Annotated in this window: 20 protein-coding genes and 2 tRNA genes; 8 read left to right on the top strand and 14 right to left on the bottom strand. The window is 41.3% G+C overall.

Annotated elements, in window-relative coordinates; translation table 11 throughout:
- Nucleotides 1-198 precede the first annotated feature (198 nt).
- Complete coding sequence (locus ACWM1W_RS04415; RefSeq protein ID WP_104426422.1) at nucleotides 199-705, top strand: copper resistance protein NlpE; 507 nt, start codon at nucleotides 199-201, stop codon at nucleotides 703-705.
- A 70-nt stretch (nucleotides 706-775) separates the two neighbouring features.
- On the opposite strand, the gene groL is transcribed toward ACWM1W_RS04415, so the two are convergent.
- From groL to ACWM1W_RS04395, 4 genes are all read right to left on the bottom strand, one after another.
- Nucleotides 776-2410, bottom strand: coding sequence for a chaperonin GroEL (gene groL, locus ACWM1W_RS04410; RefSeq protein WP_461603307.1), 1635 nt, complete (start codon nucleotides 2408-2410; stop codon nucleotides 776-778).
- A gap of 69 nt (nucleotides 2411-2479) precedes the next feature.
- Entirely contained in the window at nucleotides 2480-2770 is a 291-nt protein-coding gene (locus ACWM1W_RS04405) for a co-chaperone GroES (protein ID WP_004646315.1), read from the bottom strand.
- A gap of 178 nt (nucleotides 2771-2948) precedes the next feature.
- Nucleotides 2949-3725: a metallophosphoesterase family protein gene (locus ACWM1W_RS04400; RefSeq protein ID WP_208462424.1), complete on the bottom strand. Its 777-nt coding sequence runs from the start codon at nucleotides 3723-3725 to the stop codon at nucleotides 2949-2951.
- Nucleotides 3706-4644 carry a diacylglycerol/lipid kinase family protein gene (locus tag ACWM1W_RS04395; protein WP_208462423.1) on the bottom strand — a complete coding sequence of 313 codons (939 nt, stop codon included), beginning with the start codon at nucleotides 4642-4644 and terminating at the stop codon, nucleotides 3706-3708. Before ACWM1W_RS04395 ends, ACWM1W_RS04400 begins: the two co-directional genes overlap by 20 nt.
- A 414-nt stretch (nucleotides 4645-5058) precedes the next feature.
- On the opposite strand from ACWM1W_RS04395, the gene ACWM1W_RS04390 reads away from it, so the two are divergent.
- From ACWM1W_RS04390 to ACWM1W_RS04380, 3 genes are all read left to right on the top strand, one after another.
- The gene (locus ACWM1W_RS04390; protein ID WP_208462422.1) at nucleotides 5059-6888 is read left to right on the top strand and encodes a phosphoenolpyruvate carboxykinase (GTP); all 1830 of its coding nucleotides are present in this window, start codon (nucleotides 5059-5061) and stop codon (nucleotides 6886-6888) included.
- 356 nt (nucleotides 6889-7244) lie between these two features.
- Nucleotides 7245-8597 (top strand): MFS transporter, encoded by a 1353-nt coding sequence (locus ACWM1W_RS04385; protein WP_375725714.1) that lies wholly within the window; start codon nucleotides 7245-7247, stop codon nucleotides 8595-8597.
- 133 nt (nucleotides 8598-8730) lie between these two features.
- Nucleotides 8731-9156: a hypothetical protein gene (locus ACWM1W_RS04380; RefSeq protein ID WP_208462421.1), complete on the top strand. Its 426-nt coding sequence runs from the start codon at nucleotides 8731-8733 to the stop codon at nucleotides 9154-9156.
- A 56-nt stretch (nucleotides 9157-9212) separates the two neighbouring features.
- On the opposite strand, the gene ACWM1W_RS04375 is transcribed toward ACWM1W_RS04380, so the two are convergent.
- Entirely contained in the window at nucleotides 9213-9881 is a 669-nt protein-coding gene (locus ACWM1W_RS04375; RefSeq protein ID WP_208462420.1) for a class I SAM-dependent methyltransferase, read from the bottom strand.
- 264 nt (nucleotides 9882-10145) lie between these two features.
- Nucleotides 10146-10994: a bifunctional methylenetetrahydrofolate dehydrogenase/methenyltetrahydrofolate cyclohydrolase FolD gene (gene folD, locus ACWM1W_RS04370; protein ID WP_208462419.1), complete on the bottom strand. Its 849-nt coding sequence runs from the start codon at nucleotides 10992-10994 to the stop codon at nucleotides 10146-10148.
- A gap of 153 nt (nucleotides 10995-11147) precedes the next feature.
- Here folD and ACWM1W_RS04365 point away from each other — a divergent pair.
- Both ACWM1W_RS04365 and ACWM1W_RS04360 read left to right on the top strand, forming a co-directional pair.
- Nucleotides 11148-11221 (top strand) — tRNA-Cys (locus ACWM1W_RS04365).
- An 11-nt stretch (nucleotides 11222-11232) separates the two neighbouring features.
- Nucleotides 11233-11318 (top strand) — tRNA-Leu (locus ACWM1W_RS04360).
- Nucleotides 11319-11449: 131 nt separating this feature from the next.
- On the opposite strand, the gene ACWM1W_RS04355 is transcribed toward ACWM1W_RS04360, so the two are convergent.
- The 3 genes from ACWM1W_RS04355 to ACWM1W_RS04345 form a co-directional block, all read right to left on the bottom strand.
- Nucleotides 11450-12355 carry a helix-turn-helix transcriptional regulator gene (locus ACWM1W_RS04355; RefSeq protein WP_208462418.1) on the bottom strand — a complete coding sequence of 302 codons (906 nt, stop codon included), beginning with the start codon at nucleotides 12353-12355 and terminating at the stop codon, nucleotides 11450-11452.
- A 138-nt stretch (nucleotides 12356-12493) separates the two neighbouring features.
- Entirely contained in the window at nucleotides 12494-12694 is a 201-nt protein-coding gene (locus ACWM1W_RS04350) for a hypothetical protein (RefSeq protein WP_004782944.1), read from the bottom strand.
- A 237-nt stretch (nucleotides 12695-12931) separates the two neighbouring features.
- On the bottom strand, nucleotides 12932-13924 hold the full coding sequence (locus ACWM1W_RS04345) for an NAD(P)H-quinone oxidoreductase (protein ID WP_104426430.1): 993 nt from the start codon (nucleotides 13922-13924) through the stop codon (nucleotides 12932-12934).
- Nucleotides 13925-14234: 310 nt separating this feature from the next.
- Between ACWM1W_RS04345 and ACWM1W_RS04340 the strand changes: the two genes are divergently transcribed.
- Both ACWM1W_RS04340 and ACWM1W_RS04335 read left to right on the top strand, forming a co-directional pair.
- Entirely contained in the window at nucleotides 14235-14495 is a 261-nt protein-coding gene (locus tag ACWM1W_RS04340; RefSeq protein WP_228301719.1) for a GNAT family N-acetyltransferase, read from the top strand.
- Between the two features lie 24 nt (nucleotides 14496-14519).
- Nucleotides 14520-14870, top strand: coding sequence for a thioredoxin family protein (locus ACWM1W_RS04335; RefSeq protein WP_208462417.1), 351 nt, complete (start codon nucleotides 14520-14522; stop codon nucleotides 14868-14870).
- 18 nt (nucleotides 14871-14888) lie between these two features.
- On the opposite strand, the gene ACWM1W_RS04330 is transcribed toward ACWM1W_RS04335, so the two are convergent.
- The 5 genes from ACWM1W_RS04330 to cysN form a co-directional block, all read right to left on the bottom strand.
- A complete protein-coding gene (locus tag ACWM1W_RS04330) occupies nucleotides 14889-15101 on the bottom strand; it encodes a DUF2798 domain-containing protein (protein ID WP_208462416.1) in 213 nt (70 codons plus the stop codon).
- A gap of 69 nt (nucleotides 15102-15170) precedes the next feature.
- Complete coding sequence (locus ACWM1W_RS04325) at nucleotides 15171-15482, bottom strand: DUF3861 domain-containing protein (protein WP_208462415.1); 312 nt, start codon at nucleotides 15480-15482, stop codon at nucleotides 15171-15173.
- 9 nt (nucleotides 15483-15491) lie between these two features.
- Nucleotides 15492-16007: a PadR family transcriptional regulator gene (locus tag ACWM1W_RS04320; RefSeq protein ID WP_208462414.1), complete on the bottom strand. Its 516-nt coding sequence runs from the start codon at nucleotides 16005-16007 to the stop codon at nucleotides 15492-15494.
- 255 nt (nucleotides 16008-16262) lie between these two features.
- Entirely contained in the window at nucleotides 16263-16529 is a 267-nt protein-coding gene (locus ACWM1W_RS04315; RefSeq protein WP_208462620.1) for a hypothetical protein, read from the bottom strand.
- 144 nt (nucleotides 16530-16673) lie between these two features.
- Nucleotides 16674-18287: a sulfate adenylyltransferase subunit CysN gene (gene cysN, locus ACWM1W_RS04310; RefSeq protein ID WP_104426435.1), complete on the bottom strand. Its 1614-nt coding sequence runs from the start codon at nucleotides 18285-18287 to the stop codon at nucleotides 16674-16676.
- Between the last annotated feature and the right edge of the window lie 64 nt (nucleotides 18288-18351).

The following is an 18351-nucleotide window of genomic DNA, read 5'->3' as shown; positions in this document are numbered from 1 at the left end:
TCATAACCTTAAGGTTTATAAAATAAAACTAAAGAAAACCAATCGCTTATTTTGTATTTTAATTATCTTAGTTTCTCATCTACATATATTTAATCCGTTTCACTTAACGAATCAATTTTTAACAAGATCCCTCTGTATATTGATAGCTCATACTTCTAATGTAAATCCTAGAACAGAAGAACAAGAGGATGATCTTCAATGAAAAAAATACTATGGCCTGCTTTACTGGTAGTAACGGTTACTAGTTTAAGTGCATGTTCTAAACAGAATGACCGCGATATGGCCAGTGCAGATACTCAATCTAATACCACAAATGCTCCTGTTACTACAGAGACTACAAATAGTCAAAGCAATATGAGTACTGAGATGACCAGTAAAGCTACTGTTAACTCAAACTGGGCAGGTGAATATGAAGGTGTTTTCCCATGTGCTGACTGCGAAGGGATTAAAGTTGAACTAGATCTTAATCCTGACAAAACTTATGAATTGAGTGAGGAATATTTAGGTAAAACTGGAAATAATGAAACTGAGACCAAAGGTAGCTTCACTTTCGATTCTCAACAACCTTCTATTATCGTCCTAGATGGAAAAGCTGAAAACAGGAAGTTTTATGTAGGTGATAATTTCGTTGAAGCTCGTGATATAGAAACAGGTAAGGAAATACAGAGTAATCTGAATTATAAATTAGTTAAAAAATCACCTTAATCATTTTCTAACTTAATAAAAAATCCCCGCAAATGCGGGGATTTTTTACATCATATGATCGAACGATGAATTACATCATACCGCCCATACCACCCATGCCGCCCATATCAGGCATAGCTGGTTTTTCTTCTGGAATTTCAGTAATCATACATTCTGTTGTTAACATCAAGCCAGCAACAGAAGCTGCATGCTCAAGTGCTGAACGAGTTACTTTCGCAGGATCCAGGATACCCATTTCCAGCATGTCACCGTATTCGCCTGTCGCAGCGTTATAGCCATAGTTACCTTCACCGTTCTTCACAGCATTGATCACTACAGATGGCTCATCACCAGCATTTGCTACGATTTGACGAAGAGGAGCTTCGATTGCACGACGAAGGATATTAATACCAACGTTTTGGTCATCGTTTGCACCAGTTAAACCATCAAGTGCAGATGCAGCACGTACCAGTGCAACACCACCACCTGCAACAACACCTTCTTCAACTGCAGCACGAGTTGCGTGAAGTGCGTCGTCTACACGGTCTTTCTTCTCTTTCATTTCAACTTCAGTTGCAGCACCAATTTTGATAACTGCTACACCACCTGCCAATTTAGCAACACGTTCTTGAAGTTTTTCTTTGTCGTATTCAGAAGTAGATTCTTCGATTTGTGCACGAATTTGCTGAACACGCTCAGAAATCTGATTTGCATCACCAGCACCATCAACAATCACTGTATTTTCTTTAGATACAGTTACTTTATGCGCAGTACCTAAGTGTTCAAGTAAAGTTTGATCTAACTGCATACCGATTTCTTCAGAAATCACAGTACCGCCTGTCAGGATCGCGATATCTTGAAGCATTGCTTTACGACGGTCACCGAAGCCAGGAGCTTTAACAGCACATACTTTGATAATGCCGCGCATGTTGTTTACAACAAGAGTTGCTAGTGCTTCGCCTTCAACATCTTCAGCGATGATAAGAAGAGGCTTACCAGTTTTCGCAACAGCTTCCAAAACAGTGATCAATTCACGGATATTGCTAATTTTCTTGTCAACCAACAGGATGTATGGGCTTTCAAGTTCAGCAGTTAAAGTGTCTTGTTTGTTTGCGAAGTATGGAGAGATATAACCGCGGTCAAACTGCATACCTTCTACAACATCAAGCGAATCTTCAAAGCCTGAACCTTCTTCAACAGTGATTACGCCTTCTTTGCCCACTTTTTCCATTGCTTGTGCAATCAGAGAACCAACAGTGGTGTCAGAGTTTGCAGAGATCGAACCAACTTGCTCAATCGCTTTAGAGTCAGAAGCTGGTTTTGCAGTTTGTTTAATATTTTCAACAACAGTTTTCACTGCAAGGTCGATACCGCGTTTCAGATCCATTGGGTTCATACCCGCTGTTACTGACTTGATCCCTTCGTTCAGGATTGCTTGAGCCAATACAGTCGCAGTCGTTGTACCGTCACCTGCGATATCATTGGTTTTTGAAGAAACTTCACGAACCAGTTGCGCACCCATATTTTCGAATTTGTCTTTTAGGGTGATTTCTTTCGCAACAGATACACCATCTTTAGTGATGTGCGGTGCACCGAAAGAACGGTCGATTACAACGTTACGGCCTTTAGGACCTAAAGTCACTTTCACCGCATCTGCAAGGATGTTCACACCAGCAATCATTTTTGAACGAGCTGAATCACCAAATTTTACGTCTTTAGCTGACATATTTGACTCCGAATATTGTTGTATCTTTACAAAATCTGAATTGGAATGAGTAAAACGATCTGGCGCAGATTAAGCTTCTAATACTGCTAGGATGTCAGACTCTTTCATGATTAAAAGTTCTTCGCCGTTTACTTTTACAGTTGTACCTGCATAAGTACCGAACAATACTTTGTCGCCAACTTTTACGTCTAACGCGCGTACGCCATTGTCAGTGATTTGACCATTACCAACTGCAATGATTTCACCTTGTGCAGGTTTTTCAGCAGCAGAACCTGGAAGTAAGATGCCCCCAGCTGTTTTTGTTTCTTCTTCAACACGACGAATAACAACGCGGTCATGTAATGGACGAATGTTGCTCATAAATAACTCCATCAGACTAAGTCTTTTTTAGATCACCGATGACGACTTATTTATTCCATTGGTCATCATCAAAATTTTTTGATGTGCTTTTTATGGAGATGGAATAAAATGCTTCAAGGGCAAAAATGAAAAAAAATTGGTTTTTTTTTAATTTTTTGATGGATTGCGTATTTTTTGTCTATTTATTTATGGGATCAGGCTGTGGAAAAAAGGTTTTTAACTGTTCATCAAAACAATATTGCGTGATTTTTCCTGTTTCATCAATTGCATTAAAGCTATTCGGCTGATTCCTATGGAGTCGATGCGACGCAGAAGTCCCCGCATGTACATCATAAACTGGATGATCTCCTCCCAATTCGAATATATGGTTCAAATCATAGACTGCGGTATGATGCAAATGCCCATGCAATACAGCAAACAGACCATGTTGCGACCAAGACTCCAATGCAATTTTGGCCATCAGGGGAATATCCTTAAAACCTCTCCTATTCTGAAATGGCACATAAAAAGGTTGATGACTGACAATAATCTTAATTTTGGAAGCAGGTGCCTGCTGTAGTTTTAGGTCAATCCTTTGAATCTGTTCGAGTGATAAATGCCCTTTGGTATGATATCGACGTCTAATCGAATTTACCCCAATCAGATAAAAATGTTCGGTTTCTAAAACAGGCTCGAGTTCACCAAAAAATAATTGATAACGGGTAAATGGAGTAAATAGCCGATTCCATAAATGATAAAGCGGAATGTCATGATTCCCTGGTATCACAAGATAAGGCGTATTCAACTGATCCAGAAACCGTTTACAGGCAAAAAATTGTCCCAAACGTGCTCGCTGGGTGAGATCGCCGCTGACTACCACCGCTTCCAATTGATGATCCCGACAAAATTGCCGGATGGCTTCCAAACATTCAGGCCTTTCTGTACCAAAATGTAGATCAGAGAGATGCAGAATCATGCGGCACCATTACACTTAAACTATTTTTTAAAACTGAAATATTTAACGGTGGTGTCATTTCTACCGTCTCCCCATCTATGGCAACCATTAATTTCTTACGTTTAGACTCAATTCGCACCTGATCTGCGGAAAAGCTATAGACATCGGAGGCTTCATCAATTTTGCCCCGAATTAACTGATATACCAGCTTGAATAACGTCAGCTTGTCACTTTTGGAGACCACAACCCCAGCCACCTTCCCTTGCTCAGCAGCTTGGGCAATCCGCATTTTCATGTCTGCCAGTTGAAGTGGATTATTGCCAAAGAAAATCAGTGGAGTTTTGACCGGATATTTTTTCTGATCTACCCAGATTTCCAGTTTTAATTCTTTACGGTCACGAATCAAAACATCGAGTGCTGAGGTATAGGCATGTAAAGGGAGACGGCCAAATATGCGATTATAGTCTTCACGTTTTTTAATAAATAAGGGATATAAGCCCAGACTAGCATTGTTCAGGTAGATTTCCTGATTAATACGCGCTACATGGATACATTTGGTTTGACCCGTTGCAATGACTTGTGCGGCTTCAACCAAATCTAAGGGAATATCCAGCAATCTTGCCGCATAGTTAAAAGTACCTAAAGGCAATATTCCGACTGGAATATCAGTTTCAAGCAGGTGTTTGGCGACTGAATTGAGCGTTCCATCTCCTCCTGCTGCCACGACCACACCATGATCTGGCGATTGTTGATGCCGTTGCAATACTTCAGCAATCACTGTTTTGAACTGTTCTGGATCATTGATTTCAAAGGCTTTAGTCTCAAAATCATGCGCTGCAAAAATATCTAGTAATTGCTCATATTTTTCTTGCTGGTCAAATAGACGGAAACCAGAACTATGATTATAAATAATAGATAAGGGTTTAGATTGATTAGACATTTTTTACACAGATTGATGCACACCTATTGGCATTTTGTCCAATTCATAAACAATTAACAGTTGCTTTATGTAAAATTCGAATGGCGACCATTTATTTAATCAATAACAAATACAATTGAACAATTTTAATTAAATATTTGATTCAAATATAAATAATTAAAGTAAATACCACACATAAAGATAATAAATACATATTTAAGGTTTTGATTTTATTTATATCTTATTGTTTTATATAAATTTAAACAGAAAATAGCATAATATTCCAAATAAAATCCAGCACTTCTTTAGTCTTATTTTTTTGATGATTTTATGCTTTAATACAGCCACTTTTTTTCATATTTCATCTGGCCAGTATTTTATTGACCGGATTGTACTTTGTACAAAATTTTGTACACATTTGAGATAGGCCTCACCATGACCCAAGTGAACGCACCAGAATTCGTTCGTCACCCTAAGCTTATTGCATGGGTGGAAGAAATTGCTAAATTAACAAAACCAGCAAAAATTGAATGGTGTGACGGTAGCGCAGAAGAATATCAACGTTATATCGACTTGATGATCGCTAACGGCACAATGCAAGCGCTTAACCAAGAGAAACATCCTGGTTCTTATCTTGCAAATTCTGATCCTTCTGACGTTGCTCGTGTTGAAGACCGTACTTTTATCTGTTCTGCAAATAAAGAAGATGCTGGCGCCACCAACAACTGGGAAGATCCAGCAGTTATGCGCGAAAAATTGAATGGTCTGTTTGACGGTTCAATGAAAGGTCGTACCCTATATGTGGTTCCATTCTCTATGGGTCCTTTGGGTTCACACATTGCGCACATCGGTATCGAATTAACTGACTCTCCTTATGTGGCAGTCAGCATGTCTAAAATGGCTCGTATGGGTAAAGCTGTTTATGACGTTCTAGGTACAGATGGTGAATTTGTTCCTTGCGTACACACTGTGGGTGCACCACTTGAAGAAGGTCAAAAAGATGTTGCTTGGCCTTGCAACAAAGAAAAATACATCGTGCACTACCCAGAAACTCGTGAAATCTGGTCATTTGGTTCTGGTTACGGCGGTAACGCATTGTTAGGTAAAAAATGCCTGGCTTTACGTATTGCATCTTATATGGGTCGTCAACAAGGCTGGTTAGCTGAACATATGCTAATCCTTGGCGTGACTAACCCTAAAGGCGAAAAACACTACATCGCAGCTGCATTCCCATCTGCTTGTGGTAAAACAAACTTCGCGATGCTGATTCCACCAGCAGGTTATGAAGGCTGGAAAATTGAAACTGTAGGTGACGATATTGCCTGGATCAAACCAGGTGAAGATGGTCGTTTATATGCAATCAACCCTGAAGCTGGTTTCTTCGGTGTAGCTCCTGGTACAAATACCAAAACGAATCCGAACTGTATGGCAACTCTTCATAAAGACGTAATCTATACAAACGTTGCTGTGGCTGACAACGGTGAAGTTTGGTGGGAAGGTCTGACTAAAGAAGCACCTGCGAATCTGACTAACTGGAAAGGTCAACCACACACTGGCGAAGAAAAAGCGGCTCATCCGAACGCTCGTTTCACAGTTTCTGCTGGTCAATGCCCTTCTATCGATGCGGATTGGGAAAATCCAGCAGGTGTTCCAATTTCTGCGTTCATCTTCGGTGGTCGCCGTGCAGACACAGTGCCTCTAATTTCAGAAGCATTTGACTGGGTTGATGGTGTTTATAAAGCTGCCACCATGGGTTCTGAAACAACTGCTGCTGCTGTTGGTCAACAAGGTATCGTTCGTCGCGACCCATTTGCGATGCTTCCATTTGCTGGCTACAACATGGCTGACTACTTCACTCACTGGTTAGAAATGGGTGAGAAAGTTGGCGAGAAAGCTGCTGCTGCTGGTAACAAGCTTCCTGGTATCTACAACGTGAACTGGTTCCGTCGTGATACTGAAGGCAACTTCGTATGGCCTGGTTTCGGTCAAAACATGCGTGTTCTTGAGTGGATCATCGATCGCTGTGAAGGTCGTGCTGATGCTGTTGAAACTCCAATCGGCCGTGTACCTACTTATGAACAGCTAAACTGGACTGGTTCTGATTTCACTAAAGAACAATTTGACCTTGTAACTTCTCAAGACAAAGATCAATGGATCAAAGAACTTGAAAGCCACACTGAATTGTTCAACAAATTGGGTGATCGTCTGCCAGAAGCGTTGAAAAAACGCCAAGCTGAACTTCTTAAAGCGGTCAAATCTGCTTAATTGCTGATTTAATTTTAAAAAGGTCGCGTAAGCGGCCTTTTTTTATTATTTTAAGGCAAGGTTAAAGCCAATCTTTTAATCTGTTTTACATCTAAATAAAAACCACATTCACTGTTTATTAATCTCCTCAAAGAACATCATTTAACCAGTTAATCCAATATAAAAATCAAGTAATTACTCTAAAAAAATAGTAAATCTATGTTTTATAAAAATATTTAAAAATTCCATTATTTATTAAGACTAAAGTCCTATAAAAACAGAAAACTTGGAGGCGTATAAGTATATGAAATCTCCTCACTTTCTCTCTCACTAAAACATAACTTTTTAGATTTTATAGCAATGAAAATTTAAAAAAGATGTGTTTTACAGCATTCCTTTGGAGCAATGTTGTGAATCAGCCACTTCCTGAAGCTGCTACACCGCAGCTTGACCGTAAAACACGGGTTAAATCTATTCTCGGTGGTTCTGCAGGTAATCTAGTCGAATGGTACGACTGGTATGTTTATGCAGCTTTTACCTTATATTTCGCTTCACAGTTCTTCCCTGATGGTGACAATACTGTCAAGCTCCTTCAGGCTGCTGCTGTATTCGCACTTGGTTTCTTGATGCGTCCGATTGGCGCATGGATTATGGGGATTTACGCTGACCGCAAGGGTCGTAAAGCCGGTTTAACACTTTCTGTATCTTTGATGTGTGTCGGTTCCCTGATTATCGCCTGTGCACCTACCTATGATTCAGTGGGTATGCTGGCCCCTGCGCTGTTGTTATTTGCACGATTGTTACAAGGTCTGAGTGTAGGTGGTGAATACGGTTCAAGTGCCACCTACTTAACTGAAATGGCAGGTAAAAATCATCGTGGTTTCTATTCAAGCTTCCAGTATGTGACCCTGATCTCAGGTCAACTATTGGCACTGTGTGTACTGATTTTCCTACAACGCGCTTTGACTGAAGCACAACTCACTGAATGGGGCTGGCGTATTCCCTTCCTGATTGGTGCATTCTTAGCGATTGTAGTGTTCTGGATCCGTCGCGGTCTGGTAGAAACACAATCTTCAAAACAGGCTGTTGAACAGGCGAAAAAAGGTGGTCCTAAATCCGGTGCCTTAGCTTTATTCACTAAATACCCTAAACAGGCGTTTACCGTAATCATGCTGACTGCAGGTGGTACTTTAGCTTTCAATACTTTCACTACTTATCTGCAAAAGTACCTAGTCAATACTTCTGGTTTTGAAAAGACTACAGCGACTGAAATCACAACCCTCGCCATCTTCGTATTCATGTTATTGCAACCAGTTGTGGGTGCGCTCTCTGACAAAATTGGCCGCAAGCCAATCATGATTGCCTTTGGCGTATTAGGTGTTCTCTTTACCATTCCTATCTTTAATGGCTTAGGCACAACTACCAACCCAACTACAGCATTCATGTTATGTATGAGTGGTATGGTGATTGTGACTGGTTACACAGCGATTAATGCCGTAGTAAAAGCTGAGCTATTCCCTGCCCACATCCGTGCCTTAGGCGTAGCTTTGCCTTATGCGATTGCCAACACCCTATTTGGGGGTACAGCAGAACTGGTGGCTTTAAGCTTTAAAAATGCCGGCCATGAAAACTACTTCTTCTATTACATTACTTTTATGATTGGCCTGTCACTGCTGACTTATGTCTTTATGAAAGACACTAAAAAGCACAGCATGATTACTGATGACTAAGTAGCTGTATTGCTCTAGGAGCTTTCCGGATGGAAACATTCGGAAAGCTTTTTTATTGGAATTTTATGTTTAGTGCCATTCCGCTATTTCGTTGCTATGGCATACTTGTCTGATAAAAATACGGGAAATCATCATGATGAAAAAAACAGTTTTTTTACTCGGCTTAACTATCGGCACTTTAGGCCTGACAGCATGTCAGACGGCACCTCAACAATTTAACGGTCAGACCGGATATGAAATCCTGGAACGTTCAGAAAATACTGCGACCTTAAGCTATACATTAGCAGGACGACCAAGTCAGGATGAAAACAGATTACAGGCTGCTTGCAGACAAGTTCTTGGAAGCTCTAAAAGCTATAATATCCAGATTATCAATAGTCAGGAAATAGTTAACCCAACACCTGAACAGGTTCAGTATGGCCGTCAACTTGGGGATAGCCGCACCCAGATCAGCTTGAGTAATACACCTGATTTATATAACAGTGAAAATCCAGGTGCCCGAGAGGCATTAGATGCCCGCCCTACCACTGTACGTGTGATTCGTTATACCTGCTCATAAAAACAGAGCATAAAAAAAGGGCTTGATGCCCTTTTTTATTTTTTAACTCTTGTGTTTTATTTGGTTCGATAGAAGCTAACATTGCGGAATTCGGGTGATTCATCTAAATCTGGCCAGGTGGTTGCACTGCGTTCATCCAGTTTGAGATATTGTGGATGATTAAAGTTTTTAACCCGGCTGTCTGCAACCCAGACCTCGGGTGCAAATTTCAGGAATTCATCCAGAAAGAATCGGTTACACTGATCATAAAGCACGTCAGCCGCTAGCAGTATATCCACCTGTTCTGTTTTATAGAGATCATCCAGATATTCCAGCTCAACATCATTTAGCTCAGCATTGGCACGACAGGCATTCAGACTGACCTGATCGATATCGCAACAGATCACCTGCTTGGCTCCTGCCATTTTCGCAGCAATCGCAACTACACCGGAACCCGCACCAAAATCCAGCACTACCTTGTCTTTGACATGATGCGGTTCAGCCAGCAGCCATTGTGCCATGGCCAGTCCAGATGCCCAGCAGAAGATCCAGTATGGCGTATCATTCCAGATCCGGCGAATCACTTCATCGTCAAGTTTGTCTGTCGGAAAAACTGGTGGAATCAGCCAGAGTGAAATCGGTGTTTCCGGCAGTTGTTGTGCCGTTAGTTCACAATTGGGAATGACTTGATGTAAGGCTTGAAGTAAATGCTCAGGGGCTTTAGGAAATTGGAAGGTACAGCTCATGAAGAAAGCCTTGATGCGAAAATATGTTTATTGGAATTTATACATTAATCGGATACATGACCACGTCATTCGCAGCTGTTCGAGGCAGACTAAAATCTAATTCGTCCTGTTTTTGCGACACATCAACCACGCAAAAGAAATATGACGAGTTCTGCGAATGACAAATGGTTTTGGTTACTTTTGCCGAAACAAAAGTAACAAATGAACTTCTTACATCTTAATAGTCACAACGATACGACTCCGCCGTAACTAATTAAATTTCAATTAACCCAAAGCCTTCTCAGCAGCTTCTACAGTTTGACGAATTAAAGTTGTAATCGTCATAGGACCTACACCACCCGGAACTGGGGTATAAGCAGAAGCGATTTCTTCGATACCGACTAATTGAATATCGCCTACACCGCCGCCATCACGTGGGTGGAAGCCAGCATCAACAACAACGGCACCCGGTTTAATCCAGTCTTTCTGGATCAGTTCAGCTTTACCCACTGCACCTACAATGATGTCAGCCTGTTTTACAAATTCAGGCAGATTTTGAGTACGTGAATGACAAATGGTCACAGTAGCATTCGCTTCAAGTAACATTGCTGCCATCGGTTTACCTAAAATCGCAGAACGACCAACCACTACCGCATGTTTACCTGCGATTTCAATATTGTTTTCTTTCAGGATGGTCATGATACCTGCAGGCGTTGCAGAACCGTAAGCTGCTTCACCCATCGCCATACGACCATAACCCAGGCAAGTCACACCATCTACATCTTTTTCAAGCGCGATTGCATCGAAACAAGCACGTTCATCAATTTGTGCAGGTACTGGATGTTGTAAAAGAATGCCGTGAACATCCGGATTTGCATTCAATTTTTCAATTTCAGCAAGCAACTCTTCAGTAGTTGTTTCTTTTGGAAGCTCAACTTTTAATGAATCCATACCAACACGGCGGCAAGCATTACCTTTCATACGCACATAAGTTGCAGATGCGCCATCATCACCCACCAAAATAGTCGCAAGAATTGGAGTACGACCTGATTTTGCTTTTAGCGCTTCTACGCGAGTTAACAAGTCAGCTTCAATTTGCTTCGCCAATGCACGACCGTCTAGAACTAATGCCACGGCACTTCTCCCAAGTGTTGATATGAATCAATTTTGCACATTCTACATGATAATTCTGAATATTTTCCGCCATATGCTGTTTTTATGCGCATACAAATGAATATCCTATTGTTTTTTTTTCAGAGCTTGATAATATACGCATCAACAAGACGCGGCGGGGTGGCAGAGTGGTCATGCAGCGGACTGCAACTCCGTGGACGCCGGTTCGATTCCGACCTCCGCCTCCAATCTTGTTAAAGCCCGAGTGGTGAAATCGGTAGACACAGGGGATTTAAAATCCCCCGCCCACAAAGCGTGCCAGTTCGAGTCTGGCCTCGGGCACCATTCTTCTACTACTGAAGATGGTGTAAATAAAAAACCCAGCGAAAGCTGGTTTTTTTATGCCTGAAATTTGCTAAATCTAATTCTCAATAGAATTTTATTAGCATTCGCCAACCTGCTCTACTTTCAAAATATTATCTAGCAGAGCGTAAATAACCTTCCAGATCCTGTTCCAGTTTTTCCTGAAAATGAATCGGCTCAATGATCTTTACATGCGGTAGCCAGTAACGTACCAGTGGCAGCAACTGCATTTCATGACGAATCTGACAACTAATCAATAATTCTCCACACTCTGATTCCTGTTCGATCTGCTGTTCCGGAAATAAACGGCGCTCTTTAAAAAATACCGTGACTTCAGGTTGCACCTTCATCAAAACCTGCTGTTTCTGCTGGCCAAACCAGATGCTATCTTCATCTGCCAGCATTTTCAGAACTTCAGGATCATGCTCAAAGCTTTCATTTTCAAGAACCAGTTTGACTTCCTGCAACTGACTTAAACGATAGGTTTTGAGCTCAGCTTCAGTGACACCGGCCAGATACCAGATGCCATGATGATGAATCAACCGGTATGGCTGGATGATTCGTGCTTGATCGGAATATTGCAGCTCAATCTGCTGCCGTTTATAAATCGCCCCTGCAAGCAACTTGAAATGCTCGGCAAACTGTTTGGCATCTTCAAAATAATAGCCTTTTGCCGAAAATACCTGATTTGCCCGCTCATCCAACAATTCACGAATAAAAGACATATCCAGTGCCGGATACAGCTCACTGATTCCGGACAACTGTGCAAAATTCTGGATATCCTGTAACTTGAAACGCCCTAAATATGAAGGCTCAAGATAATAGCGTTTCGTATTTTCATCCTGTATGAGCGGCAAATACGCATTCAGACGAACAAAATCACGCTCAATGGTACGAGTGCTGACCTGAAATTCTCGTGCCAGCTCCTGTACACTCAACTGATGCCCTATATTAAGTTTGGTTAAAATATTTGCCAAACGGTCTGCGAGGCGCTCATGCGTTGACGCATTGTCCTTCATAAATACCCTCTTCATGCCGCTTGTGCAGCACAATGAATCATCTGCTTAGAATTTTTAAATTATGGGAAAATTATACAGCCAAATAAAAAGGAGATTAGAGTTATTCACTTCAACTTAAGGCTAATAGGCAAGGGGTATTTAAGATTTTTTACGACGTTTGTAGTGTGGTTTCGGTGCTGAGTGGCTCAGCCGTTCCATATAGCGTTCCAGATGCAACATGGCTTGATACAGCTTGTGTAAGTCGGAACGAAGTAACTGATTACGGATAATCGCTTTATGCAAACGCTTCAATGCACGAAAGCCATGTTCATGCGTATAAGGGGTCGACACTATCTTCATAATATACTTCCTTTTAATACGTGACATTTCATCTAATACCAAACAATTTAGTCAGATTATATTTAAGCGCTAATTTACTCCTCGGTTTTGACAGGTTGTGTCGAACAATCGACACTTTTTACCGTTTTTTAAAATTTATATCCCTATTTCAAGCAATTAATTTAAATTAGTTATCGTTTTTTATGCAAAATAAAAGCCAACAAAAGTTGGCTTTTAGTATTTCTATCACAAGAATAATTAGATGATTTCCACCACAATCTTACCAATATGTTCACCCGTATCCATCGTTGCATGCGCATCCTGAATCTGGTCAAACTTGAAGGTTTTATAAATCATCGGTAAACATTCGCCTTTTGCCCAGAGTGGTGTCACATGCTCTTTCAGGCCTTGGGCAATTTCAGCTTTCTCAGCCGTATTGCGTGCACGCATGGTAGAACCAGTAATGGTCAAACGTTTCATCATGATTTGACCCAATTTTACATCCTTAGCTTTAGCGCCGCCCAGGAATGCAATATACACCAGACGACCATCACGACGCAGCAGATTCAGATTTTTCTCTAGGTACGGCGCACCCACCATATCCAGAATCACATCTACACCGGCATTATCCGTAGCTTCATTGATGACCTGCTCAAAGTCTTGGGTCTTGTAATTGATTCCTGTGGTCAGATGTGAAATCGCCTGAATTTTTTCATCACTGCCTGCTGTCGCGAAGGTTTTGATGCCTAGAGATTTGCACAGCATTAAGGCCGTGGTTCCGATTCCGCTAGTTCCGCCATGAATCAGTACAGTCTCTCCTGCCTTAGCCTTACCCATCTGGAACACATTTGCCCAAACAGTGAAAAAGGTTTCCGGAATCGCCGCAGCCTGTACAAAACTCACACCTTCAGGAATGTTTAAAGTCTGGCTTTCAGGCACGACGCTATATTCTGCATAACCACCGCCATTGGTCAGACCGCAGACTTTGTCACCTACTTTAAACTGGCTTACTTTACTCCCGACTGCAACCACTTCACCGGCAACTTCCAGACCCGGTACCGGAGTCACTCCCTTAGGCATTGGATACAAGCCCTGACGCTGCAAGATATCCGGACGGTTAATCCCGAAAGCATGTACCTTGACTAGCACTTCGTCTGCTTTAGGTTCAGGGATGGCAACGGTTTCATAAGCGAGTTTCTCTACATCACCCGGTTCTGTAATGATGACTTGTTGCATGCTGTGTTGCGTCATGGATTCTTTCCCTAATCTTTACGTTTCGTATTTTTCGAACTTATTTGAACATAGAAATGCTATGGATTGAAGCAGCATGGACTTATGTATAATCAGCTGCCTATTTAGTAAATTGATATAAGACCACTGATGACAATAATTACAAAAGCGAAAACCGAGGATATCGACGCTATTCTTGAAATCTGGTTCCAGGCTTCTTTAAAGGCGCATGATTTTATTCCTACTAGTTATTGGGAAAATCAGCTGCTTCCAATGCGAGATGTATATTTAACCCTTAGCAGAAAACTATGTCCTTAAAGAAAATCATACGGTGCTTGGCTTTGTTTCGTTATTAAAATCGGAAAATGTCTTAGCTGCGCTTTTCATTGATCCAGAGCAACAAGGTGCTGGCTATGGCCGCTGTTTAGTTAATTTCTTAAAACAGCAATGTAATCAGCTGCATTTAAATGTCTATGCTGCAAATACATCAGCAGTTCATTTTTACCAAAAGCAGGGTTTTAAGATGATCAATCAAGGAATCGATGAGAATACCGGTCAGGCTGAACTCACTATGAGCTGGTTTAAATCTTAATTTTGAAATGATGAGAGCAAATTCATGTCAGCAGTCATCACCTACAATGAAGATAATCACAGTGACTTCGAATGGTTTGAAGGCCTTGCTGTGATCCGGTTCTATGCTGACTGGTGCAAGCCCTGTGTACAGAATTTTCCAGTTTTTGAGAAACTGGCAGTGCATTATGCTGGGCAAAAGCCAGAAATTAAGTTCGGTAAGATCAATGTTGATCAATCACCGATTCTGACCTTACGCTATAACGTCTATGGCCTGCCTTCTACTCTTATCTTTAAAAATGGACAGATTATTTACCGTATTGCTGGTGTGAAAAGCCTAACTGAAATGAAATCTATTTTATTTCAAGTTCTAAATGAATCATCCGATTCCGACTGATTCAAGCGGCTCAATCTTTTATTTAGCAGATTGATCTGGCATCTGCACAAACTGTATCAGGAATTTACGTACCAGCGGCAAGACAAGTAGAATCAGTGGAAATGCCACCAGCCATGACAGTCCCCAAGCATGTAACCATAGCGAGATAAACGCATTGCTCCAGCCTTTATTCAGCAGCATGTTAAAACAGGAAATCGCGCCACTCATAATGCCGGAAAGAATCAAGGGCATTAACCAGTTCAGATGTTTTGGGTGAAATTTTGGGAGATTTTTTTCATAAATGACCTTTAGAATACTTACTTACTTTCCTTCACTTTGCACTTTAACTGTCTGTTTCAGGGATTTCATAAACTGGGCAAATTGCGGCATGAATTCCTTGAAGAGTGGCAAATCTTTATTTTCCAGCATGACTTCACTAAACAGTTTTAAACCAACAGTAAATGCCTTGGTGCTTTCCGAATCGAGCAACTGACTGGCTTGAAGTTTTTCCAGTATTTTAAAGATGTCATCGTGATTACCCATCTGAAACTGTAGCTCCTCAGTATAGGTTGATGGATTACCTTGAGCATCAGCCAGATGTTTAACAGTCACTTCATATTGATGTTGTTTCATGTCCTGCTCCTACAGTTGACGGATATTAATTGCAGCCTGTTCAATCTGGGCAGCAATATCACTGAGCTGCTCTGGACGAAGTTCATTTTGCAGTTTGAATCGTAATGAAGCTTTCAGGTTTTCCATTGAATTATGGATATCGATATAGCGTTCATCTTCTTGAATACGGCGACGGGTTTCAAAACGGCTAAGCACTTTTTCTAGGGTTTCCCGACTATATTCAAGATGCTCACGGCCTTTGTCTGTAATGTGATACTGCTTACGCTCATCAGCACTCATAACTACTTGGGTATATTGCTGTTCTTCAAGATAGTTAATCGTCGGGCAGATCGTGCCTGTACTCGGTTTATAGTCCCCCCCAACCAAAGCAGCAACATCTTTGATAATGTCATAGCTGTACTTAGGCGCTTGAGCAATAAAATGCAGCACGAGCAGTTTCATTTCACCTGCTTCAAAGAGGCGTTTACGAGGTTTTGCGGGACTTTCTCGTTCTTCTGTTAAGACAAAATGAGGTGTTTTAGACATAACAAAGATATATCTTAAATTTAATTAAGATATATCTTATCATAGATAATATTGAATTTATTTCAAGTAAAGCAATAAAAGTTAAATTTAAGAAGAAAAGTAGGCACGAAATACTTGTGAAAAACATCCTTCCTTATAAAGCCATTTTCTCAGTTGAGATTACAACACTTTAACTAGGAACCTTTTGTATAGTTACTGTCTTATCTAAATGTATAAAAATAGATGATTTATAATCTTAGTGCCTCAACTTAAATTTTAACTTTTATATTCTCGCACCATCCGATCACTAACATCTTCCGGATAGCAAAGTGGCGCATAACCTCCAGCACGATTATAAGCACTCCGTTTACCGCAACGACTGCCATTACGTGCAGTATTATAAGGACATGGACAATTGCCCGGATAGCTCTCAATAGATTCCTTAATAATCTTCTGTTTAATTGCTTCCGCACTTTGGCTGCCCTGCTTGGCTTCTACTCCAAAAGCTACACATAGTCCAATTAGTAATAATAATTTTTTCATACATTCCCCCATCTGAGAGCATTGTATAAAGCAGCGAATAAATTGAAAGATCACATTTTTATTATTCGAATGATTTTCAAACAATCAAAATTCAGACAATAAAAAACCCGCCTTACAGCGGGTTTTTCTTAAATCAGTCCAGCCTTATAGACGAACCAATTCCACAATTTTCTCAGCCAGTTCTTCAACTGCATCGGCTGTGTAAGTCACATCTGTACCTTCTGTAAGGTCAGTAATCACTACTACACCAGTTTCACGAACAAGCGCAACCTGTTCAGCAGTCAGACCTGCTTTCGCAATTGCAACCACACCTTGTTGAATCAACAGGCTTTCAAGTGCTTGAGCATTTTCTAGCGCTTTAGCAGTGACAGTGACTGCAGCAGGTTTTTGACCTAAACGTGCAGCACGTGCTTCAGCAGTAACAGGCTCGTTATGTGCAGTCCATTCCACTGCAGCTTCAACCATACCCGCACCAACCGTCACGTTGCTTAGACGGTCGATGAAGATGAATGAACCTGTGTAACGGCTGTCTTGATAACGGTCAAATACCACTGGCGCATCAAATTCGATAGTGACATCAGCAATCGCATTCAGATCAAGCTGCTCTACTTGTAGTTTTTCCAATGTGTTGACATTGGTACGGTAGTTAATTTTCGCAACTTTCGCAGGGATAGTTTGAGTACCAAACTTCACATTATAAAGTTTGCCAACGACAAGCGGCTGATCGTTCATCCACACTACAGACGCGCGAGCAGAACGTGAAATCAGTGGTTGTTCACCCGCTTTTACCAACACGTTACCACGTGAAATATCAATCTCATCGTTCAGTGTTAAAGTAACAGCTTGACCAGCTACAGCATGATCCAGATTACCATCAAAAGTGACGATTTCTTTTACTGTCGATTTCTTGCCAGATGGCAGCGCAACAATTTCATCACCAACTTTCACTTCACCCAGTGCGATGGTACCGCAGAAACCACGGAAGTCGAGGTTAGGACGGTTTACATACTGAACTGGGAAACGGAATTCATCTTTGCTGGTATTACGCGTAATTTCTACAGTTTCCAACGTCTCCATTAAGGTTTGACCTTGGTACCACGGCGTATTTGGTGATTTGTTTACCACGTTATCACCGTTCAACGCAGAAATCGGTGTGAAAATAATATTTTCAGGTTTACGATCGCCCAACTGATCCACGAACTTGTTGTACTCAGCCTGAATTTCATTGAAGCGTGCTTCAGAGAATTCAACTAGGTCCATCTTGTTCACTGCAACCACGATATTACGAATACCTAACAGGCTCGCAATGAATGAGTGACGACGTGTTTGAGTCTGAACACCGTAACGCGCATCGATTAGGATGATGGCAAGATCCGCAGTCGACGCACCTGTCGCCATATTACGGGTATATTGCTCGTGTCCCGGGGTGTCGGCAATGATGAACTTACGTTTTTCAGTAGAGAAATAACGGTAAGCCACATCGATTGTAATACCCTGCTCACGTTCAGCTTGCAGACCATCTACAAGAAGTGCAAGGTCAGGTGCATCGCCAGTCGTACCGACTTTTTTAGAGTCACGGGTAACCGCTTGCAGCTGATCTTCATAAATCAGTTTTGAATCATAAAGCAGACGACCGATCAGGGTTGATTTACCATCATCCACGTTACCGCAGGTCAGGAAACGCAATAAGTCTTTATTTTCGTGCTGTTTCAAATAAGCCAAAATGTCTTGGCTAATAAGTTCTGATTGGTGAGACATCGCTCATAGCTCCACAAATACGTTGAAATCGGTTTCTTTTAATCCCTCTAAATCTCCCTTTGTT

Source organism: Acinetobacter sp. TW_SC_4 (assembly GCF_054861205.1).
Note: the sequence above shows the minus strand (reverse complement) of the source record. Positions and strands in the feature narration are given on the sequence as shown.